This is a genomic window from Paenibacillus sp. FSL L8-0435, assembly GCF_037965655.1.
Taxonomy (GTDB): Bacteria; Bacillota; Bacilli; order Paenibacillales; family Paenibacillaceae; genus Paenibacillus.
The window spans coordinates 4,530,568-4,548,536 of record NZ_CP150185.1 but is presented as its reverse complement, the minus strand read 5'-3'; the positions used below and the strand labels follow the sequence as shown (position 1 = coordinate 4,548,536).

Annotated in this window: 18 protein-coding genes and 1 riboswitch; all 18 genes read left to right on the top strand. The window is 45.7% G+C overall.

Going from position 1 to position 17,969, the window contains the following annotated elements; all coding sequences use genetic code 11:
• The first annotated feature begins 23 nt into the window (after positions 1–23).
• Positions 24–192: riboswitch (FMN riboswitch) on the top strand.
• A 321-nt stretch (positions 193–513) separates the two neighbouring features.
• The 18 genes from ribD to NST33_RS20115 all read left to right on the top strand — a co-directional run bounded on the left by ribD (position 514) and on the right by NST33_RS20115 (position 17,780).
• A complete protein-coding gene (ribD, locus tag NST33_RS20200) occupies positions 514–1,617 on the top strand; it encodes a bifunctional diaminohydroxyphosphoribosylaminopyrimidine deaminase/5-amino-6-(5-phosphoribosylamino)uracil reductase RibD (RefSeq protein WP_036607842.1) in 1,104 nt (367 codons plus the stop codon).
• Between the two features lie 61 nt (positions 1,618–1,678).
• Positions 1,679–2,347 (top strand): riboflavin synthase, encoded by a 669-nt coding sequence (ribE, locus tag NST33_RS20195; protein WP_221822079.1) that lies wholly within the window; start codon positions 1,679–1,681, stop codon positions 2,345–2,347.
• Between the two features lie 32 nt (positions 2,348–2,379).
• Complete coding sequence (locus NST33_RS20190; protein WP_076215865.1) at positions 2,380–3,612, top strand: bifunctional 3,4-dihydroxy-2-butanone-4-phosphate synthase/GTP cyclohydrolase II; 1,233 nt, start codon at positions 2,380–2,382, stop codon at positions 3,610–3,612.
• A gap of 102 nt (positions 3,613–3,714) precedes the next feature.
• On the top strand, positions 3,715–4,182 hold the full coding sequence (ribE, locus tag NST33_RS20185) for a 6,7-dimethyl-8-ribityllumazine synthase (RefSeq protein ID WP_076215868.1): 468 nt from the start codon (positions 3,715–3,717) through the stop codon (positions 4,180–4,182).
• Between the two features lie 104 nt (positions 4,183–4,286).
• Positions 4,287–5,087, top strand: a complete 801-nt coding sequence (locus tag NST33_RS20180; protein ID WP_036672308.1) for a segregation/condensation protein A — start codon at positions 4,287–4,289, stop codon at positions 5,085–5,087.
• The gene (gene scpB, locus NST33_RS20175) at positions 5,056–5,712 is read left to right on the top strand and encodes an SMC-Scp complex subunit ScpB (RefSeq protein WP_339304829.1); all 657 of its coding nucleotides are present in this window, start codon (positions 5,056–5,058) and stop codon (positions 5,710–5,712) included. Before NST33_RS20180 ends, scpB begins: the two co-directional genes overlap by 32 nt.
• 377 nt (positions 5,713–6,089) lie before the next feature.
• A complete protein-coding gene (locus tag NST33_RS20170) occupies positions 6,090–6,815 on the top strand; it encodes a DUF2953 domain-containing protein (protein WP_339304827.1) in 726 nt (241 codons plus the stop codon).
• A 226-nt stretch (positions 6,816–7,041) separates the two neighbouring features.
• Positions 7,042–7,518 (top strand): GerW family sporulation protein, encoded by a 477-nt coding sequence (ytfJ, locus tag NST33_RS20165; RefSeq protein ID WP_221822074.1) that lies wholly within the window; start codon positions 7,042–7,044, stop codon positions 7,516–7,518.
• 130 nt (positions 7,519–7,648) lie between these two features.
• Positions 7,649–8,836 carry a D-alanyl-D-alanine carboxypeptidase family protein gene (locus tag NST33_RS20160; protein ID WP_339177560.1) on the top strand — a complete coding sequence of 396 codons (1,188 nt, stop codon included), beginning with the start codon at positions 7,649–7,651 and terminating at the stop codon, positions 8,834–8,836.
• Between the two features lie 31 nt (positions 8,837–8,867).
• Entirely contained in the window at positions 8,868–9,494 is a 627-nt protein-coding gene (locus NST33_RS20155; protein ID WP_339177557.1) for a nucleoside recognition domain-containing protein, read from the top strand.
• A gap of 6 nt (positions 9,495–9,500) precedes the next feature.
• The gene (locus tag NST33_RS20150) at positions 9,501–10,034 is read left to right on the top strand and encodes a spore maturation protein (protein ID WP_017687658.1); all 534 of its coding nucleotides are present in this window, start codon (positions 9,501–9,503) and stop codon (positions 10,032–10,034) included.
• A gap of 63 nt (positions 10,035–10,097) precedes the next feature.
• Positions 10,098–10,916 (top strand): serine protease, encoded by an 819-nt coding sequence (locus NST33_RS20145; protein WP_339304825.1) that lies wholly within the window; start codon positions 10,098–10,100, stop codon positions 10,914–10,916.
• Between the two features lie 196 nt (positions 10,917–11,112).
• Complete coding sequence (locus NST33_RS20140; protein ID WP_036607741.1) at positions 11,113–11,862, top strand: pseudouridine synthase; 750 nt, start codon at positions 11,113–11,115, stop codon at positions 11,860–11,862.
• 134 nt (positions 11,863–11,996) lie between these two features.
• Positions 11,997–12,524 carry a redoxin family protein gene (locus NST33_RS20135; protein ID WP_221822071.1) on the top strand — a complete coding sequence of 176 codons (528 nt, stop codon included), beginning with the start codon at positions 11,997–11,999 and terminating at the stop codon, positions 12,522–12,524.
• A 14-nt stretch (positions 12,525–12,538) separates the two neighbouring features.
• The gene (locus tag NST33_RS20130) at positions 12,539–14,212 is read left to right on the top strand and encodes a cytochrome c biogenesis protein ResB (protein ID WP_339304823.1); all 1,674 of its coding nucleotides are present in this window, start codon (positions 12,539–12,541) and stop codon (positions 14,210–14,212) included.
• A complete protein-coding gene (gene ccsA / locus NST33_RS20125) occupies positions 14,209–15,471 on the top strand; it encodes a cytochrome c biogenesis protein CcsA (protein ID WP_017687663.1) in 1,263 nt (420 codons plus the stop codon). Before NST33_RS20130 ends, ccsA begins: the two co-directional genes overlap by 4 nt.
• Before the next feature lie 139 nt (positions 15,472–15,610).
• Positions 15,611–16,327 carry a response regulator transcription factor gene (locus tag NST33_RS20120; RefSeq protein ID WP_017687664.1) on the top strand — a complete coding sequence of 239 codons (717 nt, stop codon included), beginning with the start codon at positions 15,611–15,613 and terminating at the stop codon, positions 16,325–16,327.
• A 55-nt stretch (positions 16,328–16,382) separates the two neighbouring features.
• Complete coding sequence (locus NST33_RS20115; RefSeq protein ID WP_017687665.1) at positions 16,383–17,780, top strand: HAMP domain-containing histidine kinase; 1,398 nt, start codon at positions 16,383–16,385, stop codon at positions 17,778–17,780.
• Positions 17,781–17,969 lie beyond the last annotated feature (189 nt).

The following is a 17,969-nucleotide window of genomic DNA, read 5'->3' as shown; positions in this document are numbered from 1 at the left end:
CTAACATCCAAGTAATAACGAAAGCAATCCTTCAGGGCAGGGTGCAATTCCCTACCGGCGGTGATGCAGGAAGTGTAAGGACCTATTTGTCCAGCACTTGATGCAAAGTCCGTGACCTGTCTGCCATTGGCAGATGGCTGATCTGGTGTAATTCCAGAACCGACAGTATAGTCTGGATGGGAGAAGGAGAGGTGCAGACCTAACAGGTTTGCATTCAGCAGGAGTATTGCTGCACGGTCACGATGTGTGATGTCTTGCACTGTGCAGGGAGATCCGGTTACGCCGGACAGTTCCATACATATGCCGCACTTTAAAAGCTCTTTCCTGTAATTGATGTTCATTAAGGTATGTGTCTATTTTCACTTGCCCGAAATGAAGTTTTGGGCAAAGTGTTGGCGTGCTGTATCCATTTAACTCCTGCTGTTGACATTTGTCTCTCATCATCCCCATCGAACTGATTGTTCGACGGGGATTTTTTAATAAACAAGACTTTAAACCGCGGGGTGAACGGATTTGGAAATGATCAATGATGAATTTTATATGGCACTGGCATTGGATATGGCGGAACGAGCACAGGGACAGACGGGGATCAATCCGGTCGTTGGATGTGTAGTTGTGAAAGAAGGTCGTATTGTAGGCCTGGGGAGCCATCTGAAACGTGGAACCGGTCATGCAGAGGTGCATGCACTTAACATGGCAGGCAGTGATGCAGAAGGAAGTACGGTATACGTTACACTTGAGCCTTGTAGTCATTATGGCAAGACGCCACCTTGTAGTGAACGCCTGATTCATGAAAAGGTGAAACGTGTTGTGGTATGTTGTGAAGATCCAAATCCGCAAGTATCCGGCAGAGGCATAAGCATGCTTCGTCAACAAGGCATTGAAGTTGAAGTTGGCGTACTGCGTGAGCGTGGAAGACGCATGAATGAAAAATTCATTAAATTTATTACAACGGGTCTACCTTTTGTGACACTGAAGACAGCTACAACTTTGGATGGGAAAATTGCTACTCGCAGCGGAGACAGCAAGTGGATCTCGAACGAGCCTGCTCGTGAGATTGTGCATGCCCTTCGTCATCGTCACCAGGGAATTATGGTTGGCGTGGACACAGTGATTGCCGATAATCCGGAACTTACAACCCGTTTGCAAGTCGAAGGCATTAGTCCGGTGCGCATTGTGGTGGATTCAAAGTTACGTCTTCCAGTAGGTGCCAAAATGGTTAAGGATGGTCTTGCTCCAACATGGGTGCTAACAACAGACGAAGCCAGTCCTGAAGCTGCTGAACGTTTGGAAGCCTACGGCGTCGAAATTATACGCTGTGGTCCTGGACCACGTGTGGATCTGTTAAACGGACTTAGCAAGTTGGGTGAGCGTGACATTGGTTCAATTTTGCTTGAAGGTGGAGGTACCTTGAATGGAGCCATGCTGGAGGCAAGGTTGGTCGATCGACTGCTGATGTTTATCGCTCCGAAGATTGTAGGCGGTTATGATACACCTGGAAGCTTCCGCTTCGAAGGTGTGGAACGTATGAATCAGGCGATTCAATTGAATCAGTTGGAGATCGAACAAGTTGGAGATAATATCAGCATTGGTGGTATTCCGGTGTGGCCTGAATAAATAAATGGATTTGAAAGTAGAAAGTTAGGTTTTTTATAACTTGAAAAAGGGAGGCGGCAGCATGTTTACCGGTTTGGTGGAAGAAGTCGGTCAGATCCGGCGTATTGGTCGGAAAGGCGAAGCGATGGTCCTGAATATCGGAGCTTCCGCCATCATGGACGATCTGAAGATTGGTGATAGTGTAGCAGTGAACGGCGTGTGCTTAACTGCGACAACGCTCGAAGGTGGAGGTTTTAGCGCCGATGTAATGCCTGAAACCTATCGCCATACCAATCTCAGTCAGCTGCAATCAGGCAGTAAAGTTAATCTGGAGCGGGCCATGCAATCAGGCGGTCGTTTTGGCGGACATATCGTACAGGGCCATGTCGATGGTACTGGAGTGATTGGCAGTATAACACGTGATCAGAATGCAATTGTGTTTGAGATCAAGCCTGATGATCACCAGTTGTTCAAATATTTGATCCCCAAAGGATCGGTTACACTGGATGGCATTAGCTTGACCGTTGTCCATACATCGGATACCGCATTCACGGTTTCCATTATCCCGCATACCATTGGTGAAACTGTACTAAATGTGAAAAAGACAGGGGATACCATTAATATCGAATGCGATATTTTGGGCAAATATGTGGATCATCTGCTCCAGTATGGCAGAGGACATCGGGAGACGGAGGCTGGCAAGCCGCGCAGTATCAGTGAAGATTTTCTCTCCAATCACGGATTTGTATAAATAGAGAACAGAAATTAACTGGAGGTGGACCAATGTCAGAACAATCCATTCTGGACACAATAGAAGAAGCCATATATGATCTCATGCGTGGTAAACCCGTCATTGTTGTGGATGATGAAGATCGGGAGAATGAAGGCGATTTTATCGCTTTGGCCGAAAAGGCGACACCTGAAGTCATTAATTTCATGATTACTGAAGGTAGAGGTCTGGTCTGTGTTCCGATTACACAACAACGTGCGGACGAACTTAACCTGAAACCAATGGTTCAACAAAATACGGATTTCCATGGAACAGCTTTCACCGTTTCTGTGGACCACAAAGATACGACAACAGGTATCTCGGCACATGAACGCTCTATTACTGTGAAAGGTCTGATTGATCCTGAGGCGAAAGCCGGGGACTTCCGTAAGCCTGGTCACATGTTCCCGTTGATTGCAAAAGACGGCGGTGTACTCCGGCGTGCCGGACATACGGAAGCTGCAGTAGATCTTGCTATCATGTGTGGTTCCTACCCTGCTGGCGTTATCTGTGAAGTGATTAAGGAAGATGGCACGATGGCCAGACTTCCGGATCTGCAGGAGATTGCCCGCAAACATGATCTGAAGCTGATCAGTATTCAGGACATGATTCGTTACCGTAACGAAAAAGAACAGCTGGTTCAACGTGAAGTGGCTGTGCGTATGCCAACTGACTTTGGTGAGTTTCAAGCGGTGGCTTATACAAATGCTGTGGACAATAAGGAACACGTGGCTTTGGTCAAAGGAGAAATTGATGGTTCGAAACCTGTGCTTGTACGTGTGCACTCTGAATGTTTGACAGGTGATGTATTCCATTCGCATCGTTGTGACTGTGGTCCGCAGTTTGATGCGGCACTCAAACAGATTCACGAGGAAGGCAATGGCGTACTGTTATATATGAGACAGGAAGGTCGGGGGATTGGGCTGATCAACAAACTCAAAGCCTATAAGCTGCAAGAGGAAGGTATGGATACTGTTGACGCAAACCTGAGTTTGGGTTTTGCTGCTGACTTGCGTGATTACGGAATTGGCGCTCAAATTCTGAAAGACCTTGGGGTTCGTCAGATCAGACTGCTAACTAACAACCCTCGTAAAATTAAAGGTCTTGAAGGATATGGACTTGAAGTCGTAGAGCGTGTCGCGATCCAGATGGAGGAGAACGAGGACAATACGGTGTATCTTCATACCAAGCAAGCCAAGTTGGGGCATATGCTCAAGTTTGATGATATCGAGCAGAACGAAGAGTAAATATATTTTAGTTGAATAACGTTCACTATGTAATTTATGGAAGAGATTAATTAGGGATTTCCGTTACTTACATTACATTATACCGTTAGGGAGATGACTTGAATGGCACAATTTTTTGAAGGACATTTAGTATCAGAAGGATTAAGATATGGAGTTGTTGTTGGACGTTTCAATGAATTCATCACGAGCAAATTGCTTAGCGCAGCGCTCGATGCATTCAAACGTCACGGCGTGAAGGATGAGGAAGTGGATGTAGCCTGGGTTCCTGGTGCGTTCGAAATCCCTTTAATAGCGCAGAAAATGGCGGAGAGCGGCAAGTATGATGCAGTAATTACCTTGGGAACTGTCATTCGTGGGTCCACTACGCATTACGATTATGTGTGCAACGAGATGGCTAAAGGGGTAGCGGCAATCAACCTGAAAACAGGCGTGCCTACAATCTTTGGACTGGTTACAACAGAAAATATTGAACAAGCGATTGAACGTGCCGGAACCAAGGCGGGTAACAAAGGTTGGGATGCGGCTACGGCGGCAATCGAGATGGCAAACTTGACGAAACAGCTAAAATAGTGCTTATTTAATAGTAGTGCCCTGCTTTGCGCAGACGAACACGGGAAACCGGATTCGGACGGCTTAGCAGGGTTTTGTATTTTTGTGGCGGGAGGATTCGTCTAGTGACGGTAGTTACATACAAACTGGAGACTTTTGAAGGGCCTTTGGATCTGCTGCTTCATCTGATTGATAAGGCTGAAATTCATATCCAGGATATTCCCATCAGCGATATTACCGATCAATACATGGCGTACCTGCATTCGATGCAGGAACTGGAACTGGATATTACGAGTGAATTTCTGGTCATGGCAGCAACATTGCTGTCGATCAAGAGCAAACTTTTATTGCCCAAACCACCGGTCATTGAGGATTTCGAGGATTATGATTATATGGAAGAAGAAGATTATGATCCACGTGCAGAGCTGATTGCACGTCTGATAGAATATCGCAAGTACAAGGGAATTGCACGTCATCTTCATGAACGGGAGTGGGAACGCAGCCTTATATTTTCCAAAGAGCCCGAGGATTTGCGCCCCTATATGCCCGTAGAAGCCCAATCGAACCCGGTTGAGGGTTTACACACCTCTGATCTGATTGCAGCATTCCAGAAGGCGCTACGCAAGGCTGAGAAGCGTACAACTGTAACCCGAATCAAACGGGATGAGATTTCGGTTAAGGACCGGATACGGGATGTCATCGGCGCTTTGGAAAGTATGGGGCCGGGAGGCAGACTGTTATTCTCCAAGTTGATGGATGAGCATATCTATCGCCATGAGATTGTTGTCACTTTTCTGGCGGTGCTGGAACTGATGAAGATGAAGCAGATTGTCTGTTATCAGGAACGGATGTTTGAGGATATCGTTATGGAGTGGAGAGGGGAAACAAAGAATCATGGATTTTCCGAAATTGAAATCGATTATTGAAGGCCTGCTGTTTTTGTCCGGAGAAGAAGGTCTGAGTATCAAACAAATCGCCGAGATCGTCGACCAGCGAGTGGAGCTTGTAACGGACTCGATTGAGGAGATGATTCATGAATTTTCACAGCAGGGAAGAGGTGTACAGATTCTCAAGATCGCTGGTGTAGTTCAGTTGGGCACCTTGCCTGAGCATGCTGTGTATTTTGAGAAACTGGCGTACTCTCCAGCACGAACATCCTTATCCCAAGCGGCTCTGGAGACGCTGGCTATTGTAGCGTACCGGCAGCCCATTACACGGGTAGAGATTGAGGAAATCCGCGGTGTAAAATCGGAGCGGGCCATTCATACACTTGTGAATAAGGATCTGATTATTGAAGTGGGACGAGCCGAGGCGATCGGACGACCAATTCTGTACGGAACGACCAAGTCATTCCTAGATTATTTCGGATTGGCTTCAATTAAAGACCTACCGGAACCAGGCTTGTTCGAAGATTCGGAGAACCTGGAGGAAGAGACACAACTGTTATTCAACAAATTGGATTTGCAACAACTGGAACCGGAAAGTGCTGATCTGGCGGATGATCTAAGTCATATCGACAGCGAAGATGATAGTACGGATTCTTCACTCTAATTTGCAAGCTCATACTAACCGGCACCCATCAGTGGAGTCGGTTTTTTTGTGTATTATTTTTAGATGAATTGAACTAAACATTGTACACAGAACGGAGAGGACAGAAATAATCTGAAGAAACGGAGTGTTCGCCTTTATCCCCGGATTTACCCTTTAGAGAAGGGAATCAAAAAAATCTGGGATAACAGCGATCGGAAGGTTATTCTGTCATCGGAGTGACCAGTGTAACTAATCTTTAGACCAATTTGTGTATATAAAAGGTTACGGACCGGTTCCAAACAAATATGAAATGGGATTTTTAGGTCAGACGTGAATTTTTTCCTATTCAAAGTGCCATACTAGACGAGAAAAGAATTGAGGGCTTGGAGGTAAGGCCTGTGTGGATTTGGCTTGGAGGAATCGGTTTGTTGTTCGCATTGCTGATTGCCGCAGTCCTCATCTCAAATGTTCATGTACATTTTACATTCAGTAAACATAAAAGTGATGATTACGCCAATATTAATGTTCGTCTTCTCTATGGAATTGTGCGCATTAACTATGAGATCCCGAGTATTGTTTTTCGCAATATGAAGGAAGGTTTTCTGGTCAAGACCGAACAATCCATGAATCATTCGAGAGGGGAGGTCCAGGGAAGCGAGAGGGTCAACAAACGCAAAGTCAAGAAGTGGGCTAAAGATGTGAAAATCATGCTTAGGGCAACGGACTCGCTCAAGCTGTGGCTTAAGCAAACACTCACACGCGTACATATGACTCAACTGTCCTGGGCTACCCACATCGGGGTTGGTGATGCAGCGTATACGGCTGTCCTTACGGGTTGGGTATGGGGAATCAAGTCCATTATCATTGGTTTTCTGACCTATCAGGTTAAGTTTGAAAAGACGCCAATGCTTGAAGTTATACCGGTATGGTCAGATGAGATGGAGTTCCGGACGGAACTTGAATTCCGATTGAAGATCCGGATTACAGCCATTATGGTTGCAGGAATAAGGTTATTAACCCGAGTGTTACAAGTCGAGGGCGGATGGCGGATGTGGTTCAATCTACTGCGGGAGCAGCGTCGTAAACACAAGGAGAAACAAAAGCTCGAAGGGGCAAAACCGTAACTCTTTGAAGACAGCAATGTGTTATTCGTTCATGTTTTCTCAATTTGGACTGGCAGTTTCTGATGGGTACAGTGATGTGTAGAACACTCGTTACACATTTTAGCCCAGATGAGACTGAGAAATCGCAGGATATGGATAAAATGCATTTGTTACATAAGTCCCCTGGAGTTTGGGGATCATATGGTTAGATCAAACCTAGCTTACATTGAAACTGGAGGGAATTCAGATGTCAGATCATCCAATTCAAGGCTTAATGGAAACTGCAATGGAAAATATCAAGGCCATGGTGGATGTCAATACTATCGTTGGCGATGCAGTTGAAACACCTGACGGTACAGTCATTCTGCCGATCAGTAAAGTGGGTTTCGGATTTGCAGCAGGTGGTAGCGATTTTCGCGTGAATGATGAAAAGAACAAGGAGACAGGTTCCACGACAGGAGCGAAGACAGAGCATGCCTCTGTATCTTCACCTTTTGGTGGAGGTAGTGGTGGTGGAGTTTCCATACGCCCAATCGCATTTCTTGTCGTTGGTAAACAAGGGGTACACATTGTACCACTCGATAACTCCACGCATTTGTTTGAGAAGCTCATTGACTCTACCCCTTATGTTCTTGACCGAATCCAGGGCATGTTCCAACGTAATACAACACAAACGAATACATCAGATGTACCCGTTACACCAGACCCATCAACTTATAGCTGAATCATTTCGTCATGATCCCTCCCGCATCCAAGCGTGAGGGATTTTTGCTGTTTTTGCCCTATGGGACATACTCCAAGTTGTCCGGACATAAGATAGTACAAGATTCCAAGTGACCCGGAGGAATGAATCGATGCGAAAAATAACGAAAGTCATTGCATGCATGCTTATCCCTGTCTTCTTGCTGTCTTCATTTGGGGTTACTCAAGCCCAGGCAACAATTCAAGGTCCGTCTACACATGCGCAAAGCGCTGCTCTCATTGATGTGACATCAGGCCGGATCTTATACAGCAAAGATGGGGATAAGGAACTGCGAATTGCCAGCTTGACCAAAATCATGACAGCGATCGTTGCGATTGAACACAGCAAGCTGGATGAAAAAGTTAAAGTGACACCCACTGCTTTTGCCAAAGAAGGATCATCTCTCTATCTCAAGTTAGGTGAAGAGATGACGCTGGAGAACATGTTGTACGGGCTAATGCTCCGTTCAGGCAATGACGCGGCCTCTGCAATAGCGGAACATGTAGGTGGATCGGAAGAAGGCTTTGTCCTGTTAATGAACAAAAAGGCGGAGCAAATCGGTCTGACGCATTCCCATTTTATGAACCCTCATGGACTGGATGCAGAAGGTCACTATTCTACAGCCAATGACTTGGCCCGATTAACGGCATATGCGTTGCACAATCCGGTGTTCAAACGCATCGTAGCCACGGAGGACAAATCCGCACCGAACCCCAATGAAAGCTGGGAATACTCTTGGCACAATAAAAATAAAATGCTGCGGATGTATGAAGGTGCGGATGGAGTGAAGACCGGCTACACAAAAAAAGCTTTCAGATGTTTGGTCAGCTCCGCTACACGTAATGGACAGCAGCTCGCCGCGGTAACGCTGAACGACGGAAACGATTGGAACGATCATGCTCGGATGCTAGATTTCGGGTTTGAATACTTCCCATTGGTAGAGGTCGCCAAGCAAGAACAGCCTGTGCAAAATACGGATGTCGTTACGGGCCGGGGATTCTGGTACCCACTGGCTAAGAGTGAACAAGGCTCATTGACCAAGAAATTGATACTACACGAAAATCGAGGACAGTCGGAAACGGAAGGCAAGGAACAATCGACAGATCCTTCGTTCGGATTGGCAGGTCGCATTGATATGCAGCTTGACGGCAAACTTGTTGGCTCAATTCCCGTGTATCGCAAAGGCAGTTATATTCCTCCTGAACCGAAGACAGAAGATGCAACACTGGGTGGAATCGGTGATGTCTCTTCCTGGGCAGCTGCATGGCGTGCCGTGTTAAGCCATCTATTGTCTCCTTAGCTAAATCGCCATTGAAGGGATGATATAATCCGTGATTAATTTAATTTGGCTGCTCATGATTTTAATCGGATTTGCTTTTGCAGCCGTCAACGGCAATATCGAAGTGGTCACGCAAGCTGCTTTTGATGGGGCGGCAACGGGAGTCACGGTCTGTTTTGGACTGATTAGTGTGCTAGTGTTCTGGATGGGCATGATGAAAATGGCTGAAGATGCGGGTCTCCTGGCCCGGATTGCCAAGCTGCTCGGTCCGGTTGTTGGCTTCCTGTTCCCCGATGTGCCCAAAAATCATCCGGCGATGGGTTATATTCTCTCTAATATGAGTGCCAATCTGCTGGGGCTAGGAAATGCGGCTACTCCGATGGGAATCAAAGCCATGCAACAGCTGCAGGAGCTTAATCCGGACAAACAAACAGCTTCTCCTGCCATGTGCACCTTACTGGCTCTGAATACGGCTAGTATTACCATTATTCCGACAACGCTGATCGCCATCCGCTTAAACTATCATTCCGCCAATGCTACAGAGATTGTGGGAACAACATTGATGGCTACCATTATCGCTACACTTGCTGCTATAATCGCCGATCGCTGGTATCGGAACAGGGCATTACACAAACCGCCGCACATACAGAAAAGTGGCAATCCCGGCATGAAAGGATGAGCAACTTTGTTAACCTTCATCAACTGGATCTCCGTCTGGGCCATCCCGGTTATTATCGCGTTTGTTCCATTATATGCGTTTACCAAAAAGGTCCCGGTTTACGAATCCTTTGTTGATGGGGCCAAGGATGGATTCTCTACTGCAATCAGTATTATTCCGCATCTCGTGGGCATGATGGTCGCAATCAGCGTATTTCGTGCCTCGGGTGCACTGGATTTTGTGATTAGTCTGTTCGCTCCACTTGTGTCATGGATGGGTGTTCCAGGGGAAGTGTTGCCACTCGGAATACTGCGTCCTTTAACGGGGACAGGCTCTCTGGCGTTTACAACCGATCTGATCAAAACCCATGGCCCTGACTCCATGATTGGACGTATGGCATCTACGATTCAGGGAAGTACAGACACCACGTTATATGTGCTGACTGTTTATTTTGGAGCTGTAGGCATAAGGAACGGTCGGTATGCACTCAAAGTAGGGTTGTTTTCCGATGTCGTTGGTTTTATTGCTGCCCTCGCCATTTGTTTGCTCGTTTTTGGTTAAAAGATATCTCCTTTCCTTCCGATATATTAGATATGCTAGAATAATAGCGGAGGAGAGTGAGACATGCAGAAGAGTTGGAAACGAATGCTCCGTGTCGGAATGTCAGGCGTGCTTGCTGTTGCAATGCTCGCGGGGTCAACGGGGTTGGCGGCAGCTCAAGCCGTTCAGACGATACATTTTACAGGTCACTTCGACAAACAGCTGCGTGCACAAATGGCAGTCACAGCGGATTCTTTTCCAGTCGTGAATGTACGTTTGGTCAAGCAGGATGAACCCGATATGGTATATTATGATGTTGGTACCTCAATATTGATCTCAAAGGATGAAGTGCTCACGAATTACCATGTCGTTCAGAGTTTTGCTGAACTGTCTGATGGTGATGAAGGTACACTGACTGTTGCAAGCCCGGGTTCCCTTAGTAAACCTATAAAGGCGAAAATTATTAAGACAGATCCGGTCACAGACATGGCACTGCTGAAGCTGGACAAGGAAATAGATGCCCAACCGGTCACATTTGCTAATGCAAGGGATAACCAGGTTGTCTATACGATTGGATTTCCCAAAAATCCTGCTGGTGATCTTGTCATCCTGGATGAAGATTTTCCTTCAACCTACAATACGATAGCCAAAAGCAGAGTGTTCAGTTCTCAAGCTTCGGACGTTCCAGGTAAAAAGGGAATCGGCAGTATTGTGAAATCCATGGCCCAAGGTAATTCAGGTGGTCCTGTTATGGATCAGAACAACCGGGTCATTGGTATGATGACATTTGTGTACGGTGGACGTACTTATTATATTACTTCCAAAACATTGCAGACTTTCATTAAAGAGAGTACTAAACCTGCCAAAAAACAGTTTGCAGTTGCCGGCAAAGTTTCCAATTAAATGATTTGAGAAAAAGGTCTATCTTTACGCCATCTGTGTTCAACAGGTCGTGTAAAGGCAGGCTTTTTTTGCGTCAACCTCAAAGGGGAAGGTAGCCTAAAATGCATATTCGTGTCGCCAGTTTACAAAATCCTTGGATTATCCTTGTGATTTCCTTGCGTGATGGGTATCATTAGTGTGAGGTGACATGACAAACATGGAAAGATTACAAAAAATTATCGCACAGGCAGGCATTGCATCCCGCCGCAAGAGCGAGGAACTAATCCTGTCCGGCAAAGTAGAAGTTAACGGGGAGGTCGTAACCGAACTGGGTACAAAAGCGAACCCCGAAGAGGATATGATTACGGTTAATGGAAAACCGATCCGCAGTGAGAAAAAAGTGTACTTGATGTTAAACAAGCCAAAAGGCGTAATCACAAGTGCATCTGACCCGGAAGGTCGGAAAATTGTATCCGACTACCTGAAAGGTGTCAAGGAACGTGTATATCCTGTGGGTCGTCTGGATTATGACACAGAGGGCTTATTGATCCTTACCAATGATGGTGAGTTTGCACATTTGCTGACGCATCCGAAGCATCACGTACCCAAAACGTATCATGCAACGGTTAAAGGTGTGCCGCATGGTACAGCTCTGGAGAAATTAAAGACAGGCATTATGCTGGATGACGGCATGACTGCTCCTGCAGAGGTAGAGTACAAAGATGTGGATACAGCGGCCAATGAGTCGGTCATTTCCATTACGATCTATGAAGGACGTAACCGTCAGGTTAGACGTATGTTCGAGGCAATCAACCATCCGGTAACCCGTCTGAAACGGATTTCGTTTGGTGGTATTTTGCTACAAAACCTGAAACGTGGTCTGACACGTCATCTGACCAAAGAAGAAGTTAACAACCTAATTACCCTCGCACAATCAGAACCAGCCAAAAAAATGAAAAAAAGGTAATGTGAGGACACATAATTTTCATAAAACCGCCGCAGTTTTGTGACGAAATTCGCTATAATTGTTCATAGGATGTTCACAGTTGTCTTAGACCAATAAGATGCGAATGCTACAGTCACTTAAAAGGGGAGCAGCACATGGGGAAATCAAGAAGAACGGTGCAAATCGTCATTTTGTTATTGATCCTGGTGTTGGGCGGATATGCGATTACGACATCGGTATCCGGCTCGAATGGCAAGCCAAAGGAAGGGGACAAGTCTCCTTCTTTTGAACTGCTGGGCCTGGATGGTCAAGTTCATACGTCTGATGAGTACAAAGGAAAAGCGATGGTGATCAATTTCTGGGGCACATGGTGTGAACCTTGTGTTAAAGAAATGCCTGCACTTCAGGCGCAAGCTGACAAATGGAAGGAACAGGGAGTGCAATTTGTCGGGATTAATGTTGGAGAAGACCAGATGACCGTGGATAATTTTGTTCGGCAGGTTGGGGTTACGTTTCCAATCATGCTTGATCGGGAGAAAAACTCGGTTCGTGATTTTGGGATCTCTCCGATGCCAACGACATTCTTTGTATCCGACACGGGCAAAATCTCTACCATTCATATCGGTCAACTTGATTTGGACACACTTGACGCTCAAATTTCGCAACTGGCGAAGCAGCCCTGACAGGAGGTCTATTCGTGTTCCAAAATACCAAATGTGAGTGCGGACACCAGAATCCGGTAGGCACTGTACTATGTGAAGCATGTGGGAAACCGCTGCTGGAGTCTGAAGCTAAATCGGATGAAGTGTTGGAAATGCGTTATGATGGCATGGCGCGCCGTTCACAGCGTAGTAATCCCAACATCATTGACCGCATATGGAACTTTTTTTCTTCCGTTAAAATTGCCGTCTATATGATTGTTTTTACGCTTGTAGGTTCTATGCTTGGTACAATCTATCCGCAAGAAAGTACATTTCTGAATATCGATCCTTCCGTGTACTACAAAGAAACATACGGTCAGTTGGGACATATCTATTATCTGTTGGGTTTATCCCATACATACGAATCCTGGTGGTTTATTCTACTGCTGGTGCTGATTGGGGCATCATTGGTGATATGCAGTCTGGATCGCGTCCTGCCGCTCTACAAAGCACTGAATAAACAAAGAATACGTAAGCATACGCAATTTTTGACAAGACAGCGTCTCGTGTACCAAGGTACCATCGAAGAGGCACCAGAAGACTGGATTAAGAAAGCGGTTACGCCACTGAAAAAGAAAGGATACCGCGTGCACACCCAGGGTGATGCATTACTCGCAGAGAAACAGCGATTCAGTCGATGGGGCCCATATGTCATCCATATTGGACTCATTATATTTCTGCTGGCGGTGCTCGCACGAGGGCTTCCAGGTCTGAATCTGGACGAGCATGTCGCTTTTCCTGAAGGTGAGATCAAAAAGATCCCGAATACGTCGATGTATCTCCAAAATGAAAAGTTTAATGTTGAATTCTACAGTGAGGAAGAAGTACCTGAGCAATTCCGTAACCTCAATAAAACCGTTCCGAAACTGTTCGAAACAAAAGTTGTTTTGTATGAATGTACAGCAGATTGTTCGGATCTCTCGAAGAAACCTCAGTTAGCTGAGGTGGCCAGACATGATGTACGCGTGAATCATCCATTGAATTATAACGGTCTGAAAGCATATCAGTTTGATTATGATCTAACACCCACCATTCGGTCCGTAACACCTGATCTGGTCAATACAAAGACGGGTGAAGTATACGGGGCACTCAAGATCGATATGGTAGATACCCAAAGAACATTTGAAGCTGGTCCTTATAAGCTTACGGTAAAAGAAAAGTTTATGGACTTTGGATTGGATGAGAATGGTCAGCCCAAATCAAAATCGCCTTCACCTAATGCACCTGCTTTTCTCTTTCTCATCAAGGGACCGGATCTGCCCGAAGAGGGGATACAATATCTGTACTTTGCGAAGCAGATTGATAAACAACGGTTTCAACAGGATGCGATTAACCAACAGCTGATTGGAGCTGATATTCCTTTACAGCTGGAAGTAGACAGCATGGACAAGGTCGATATTATTCAGTCCGTAAGTTATCTCAATATAAGAGTGGATAAGGCAATGCCTTTTGTGTGGGTAGGAGCCGGTATTGTTATGTTGGGTCTGGTCATGGGTTTTTATTGGCATCATCGCCGCATTTGGATTCGTTTTGATGATAAACAGCTCACCTTGGGTGGACATACCAACAAAAACTGGTTTGGCTTCAGGCGTGAAGTTGCGGCCGTTTTGAAACAGATGAATCTGGAAGTTGAAGAGAAGTCGTTGGATAACGGGGGGAACCAGGCATGAGATTATTGGATTTCAGCAGCGACGCATTTATCGTATCTTTCTTTCTCTATTGTGCTGCATTCTTGTTATATGCTGTCGCGGTCATGGGCAAAAAATGGAGTAATCGTGATCCTCTGGACCATATGAATCGCTGGGGTAAAAGAGCTTTTATCGCTTCGACTGTTGCCTTGGCGGCGCATATCGTATTTTTTGTAACCCGATGGGCTGGGGCAGGTCATATCCCGGTCAGTAACATGTATGAGTTCATGTCTTTTCTGTCCATGATGATCATGGTTGCATTTATTGTTGTATATGCCATATACCGAAAGTCATTACTGGGTTTGTTTGCCTTACCACTTACCATTATTATTATGGCGTACGCCGCTGTATTTCCTCAGGAGGTACAACCATTAATCCCGGCGCTTCAGTCCATTTGGCTGAAAATTCACGTGACATTGGCTGCGCTTGGTGAAGCATTCTTCGCCGTGGGTTTTGCCGCAGGGTTCATGTATTTGCTCCGTACTGTTGATTTCAGTGGTAAAGACAAGTCTTCAAGACGTCAACGAGGATGGGTTGAATTCACCCTGGTTACGATCGTTGTAGTCATCGGATTTATCGGAACGGTATTTGCCTTTCGTACAGCTGGTTACGAGGCGGTTTTTGTACAGAAAACGGTCAGCATTGACACAGAGGTACAGGAAAATAGTACAATAGAGAAAGTGATTTATCGCATGCCTCCGATTTTTGCACCATATAATAGCGAAGTGGAGAGCATGACACCGTTTCTTGGCATGAAAAAACCTTTACTTGAGACGCCTTCCTGGATGAACGGGGTAAATGCCGGGCGCAAGCTGAATACGGTGGTTTGGTCACTTATTGTAGGTCTAATCCTGTATGGAATTGTACGACTTCTTGTGCGCAGACCACTGGGACAAGCGTTACAACCAATGATGGATGGAATCGATGCCGATGATCTGGATGAGATAAGTTATCGCGCGATTGCCATTGGTTTTCCGATATTTACGCTGGGAGCATTAATTTTTGCCATGATCTGGGCTCAGATTGCCTGGAGTCGCTTTTGGGGTTGGGACCCTAAAGAGGTGTGGGCATTGATTACGTGGCTATATTATAGTGTGTATCTGCATTTGCGTTTATCCAGAGGTTGGCAAGGTCAGAAGTCTGCATGGCTTGCAGTTCTTGGCTTCCTGGTCGTCATGTTTACACTAGTTGGGGTGAATTTGATCATTGCCGGATTACATTCTTATGCTGGAGCTGACTAGGACAGACTTGTATTGCAAAGGTTGAGTTTAGAAGCGGGAAACACAAATGTACCTTTTTATTGAAGGGTATTCAAATATTGTTCGCCAGATCGAACATAATAGAAGTGATGAGGAGTTATTGCAAAGGGGCTGGAGAGGCATGGCTGAACATGAGAATCGAATACTGGTCGTGGATGACGAAGAGAGAATCCGCAGGCTTTTGAAAATGTATCTTGAAAAAGAAGGTTATGAAATCGATGAAGCTGAGGATGGGGAAACTGCGCTGCGTAAAGCAACAGCAGGGGACTACGGGCTGATTTTGCTTGATGTGATGTTGCCGGGTATGGATGGTGTTGAAGTGTGTACCCGTCTTCGTCAGGTGAAATCAACGCCGGTTTTGATGCTCACTGCAAAAGGTGAAGAGATTAACCGGGTTCAAGGCTTCGAAGTTGGCGCTGATGATTATGTTGTAAAACCATTCAGCCCGCGTGAAGTGATTTATCGCGTCAAAGCGATTTTGCGTCGATCTTCCGCGACAGCTTATCTCTCCAAGGAGAGCAATTCGAGTAACAACATCGTGTTCCCGCATCTGGTTATTGAGCATGATGCCCACCGGGTAACCGCTGGTGGCGAAGAGATTAGTCTTACACCGAAAGAATATGAATTGCTGCACTACCTGGCAACATCTCCCGACAAAGTTTTCTCCAGAGAAGAATTGCTCAAAGATGTATGGAATTACGAATTCTTTGGCGATCTTCGTACCGTGGATACGCACGTGAAGCGTCTTCGCGAGAAACTTAACAAGGTATCGCCTGAATCGGCGGCCATGATTACGACGGTGTGGGGTGTGGGTTATAAACTGGAAGTACCGAAGTAGTTTTAGTTTCTGGAGATCACTGGTCGGGAAGTTATGGATCACTATTATCTGCCTTGTGGGTTGTGTACTTATAGCGCTGGGTCTTTTTTTGCTGCCCTACATTGATACAAACTTTGCAGAATCCGAATCCAGAGATATTAAGCGGTTGTTCACCTATATCTGTATTATCGGATTCAGTTTAACCACGTTTTTTGCATTGTTTCTATTCACCAAAATAACGCAACCCATGCAGCAATTGATTCAGGCAGCCAATGCGATTCGCAAAGGGAACTACGGAACACGTCTCTCCCTGGTAACGAGTGATGAGATTGGTGAACTTGCCAACACATTTAATCATATGGCTGCCCAACTGGAAGATAATATTCGAAACCTTAACCATGAGAAGGAACATTTGGCGAGTGTGCTTCGCAGCATGACCGATGCGGTGGTTACATTTGATGGTGAAGGTAAAGTTATTCTGACGAATCCGCCTGGAGAAAAGATCATGCAGACATGGTATGATCTCGATTGGGCAAAAATGGACGAAGGACAAGAATCCGAGCAGTCTGACAAGACATCGCGTGATGTACCTGAGCCCCTTCTTCCTTTATTCAGAATGGTGATGGAGCAAGGTGGGGACCAGAACTCCAATGTTCACGTACAGCAAGGTGTCTGGTCTGTTCAGATGGCACCGTTGTATGCTGACAGTGTTGTCAGAGGGGCTGTGGCTGTCTTAAGAGATGTAACAGAAGAAGTGCGTCTGGAGAAGATGCGGCGTGATTTCGTGGCCAACGTATCTCATGAGATACGTACCCCATTATCCATGATGCAAGGCTACAGCGAAGCGCTTCTGGACGGCATGGCAACCTCACCCGAAGAGAGCGAAGAACTGATCCAAGTCATTCATGATGAGTCCTTGCGGATGGGCAGACTGGTTAAAGACTTGCTTGACCTTGCGCGGATGGAAGCTGGACACACGGACATGGTGATGAAGGAAGTTGACCTCGGAGAGCTACTTGAACGTGTATATCGGAAGTTCTCGGTGCGTTCAAAAGAACAGGGAATTCAACTGCAATTTAAGTTCGAACAACCAACTATTGAACTTCAACAGGCAGATGAGGATCGACTTGAGCAAGTATTTACGAATTTGCTGGATAATGCGTTCAGACATACACCTACTGGCAAAAATGTAATGATCTCAGCCGAGAGGGTCACTTATCTTCGTGCTCCATTTGTCAGAGTTTCTGTGAAGGATCAGGGTGTAGGTATCCCTTCATCCGACTTGCCATTTATTTTTGAACGATTCTACAAAGCAGACAAGGCTCGTGTTCGGGGAGAAAGTGTAGGTACGGGGCTTGGTTTAGCGATTGTGAAAAATATTGTTGATGCGCATCAGGGCATGATTACTGTCAATAGTGTGCTTGGCGAAGGAACAGAGTTTATTTTGCAATTTCCTTTGGATTCATCGAAATAGCCTGAATTTCATACAAAAAGTGCGGAAACACCCTCTTAAGGAGGGTGTTTTTTTGTTGAAGACTACCGTTTAATCTTGTTCAACGTGGAACATGAATGGTCTTTTTTTGACTAAAAAGAGTGTCCAAGATAATTTTCCTTCCTATGTTACATAAGCTTGAAAAGCAAGCAAGATAGAGGAGGATTGAGA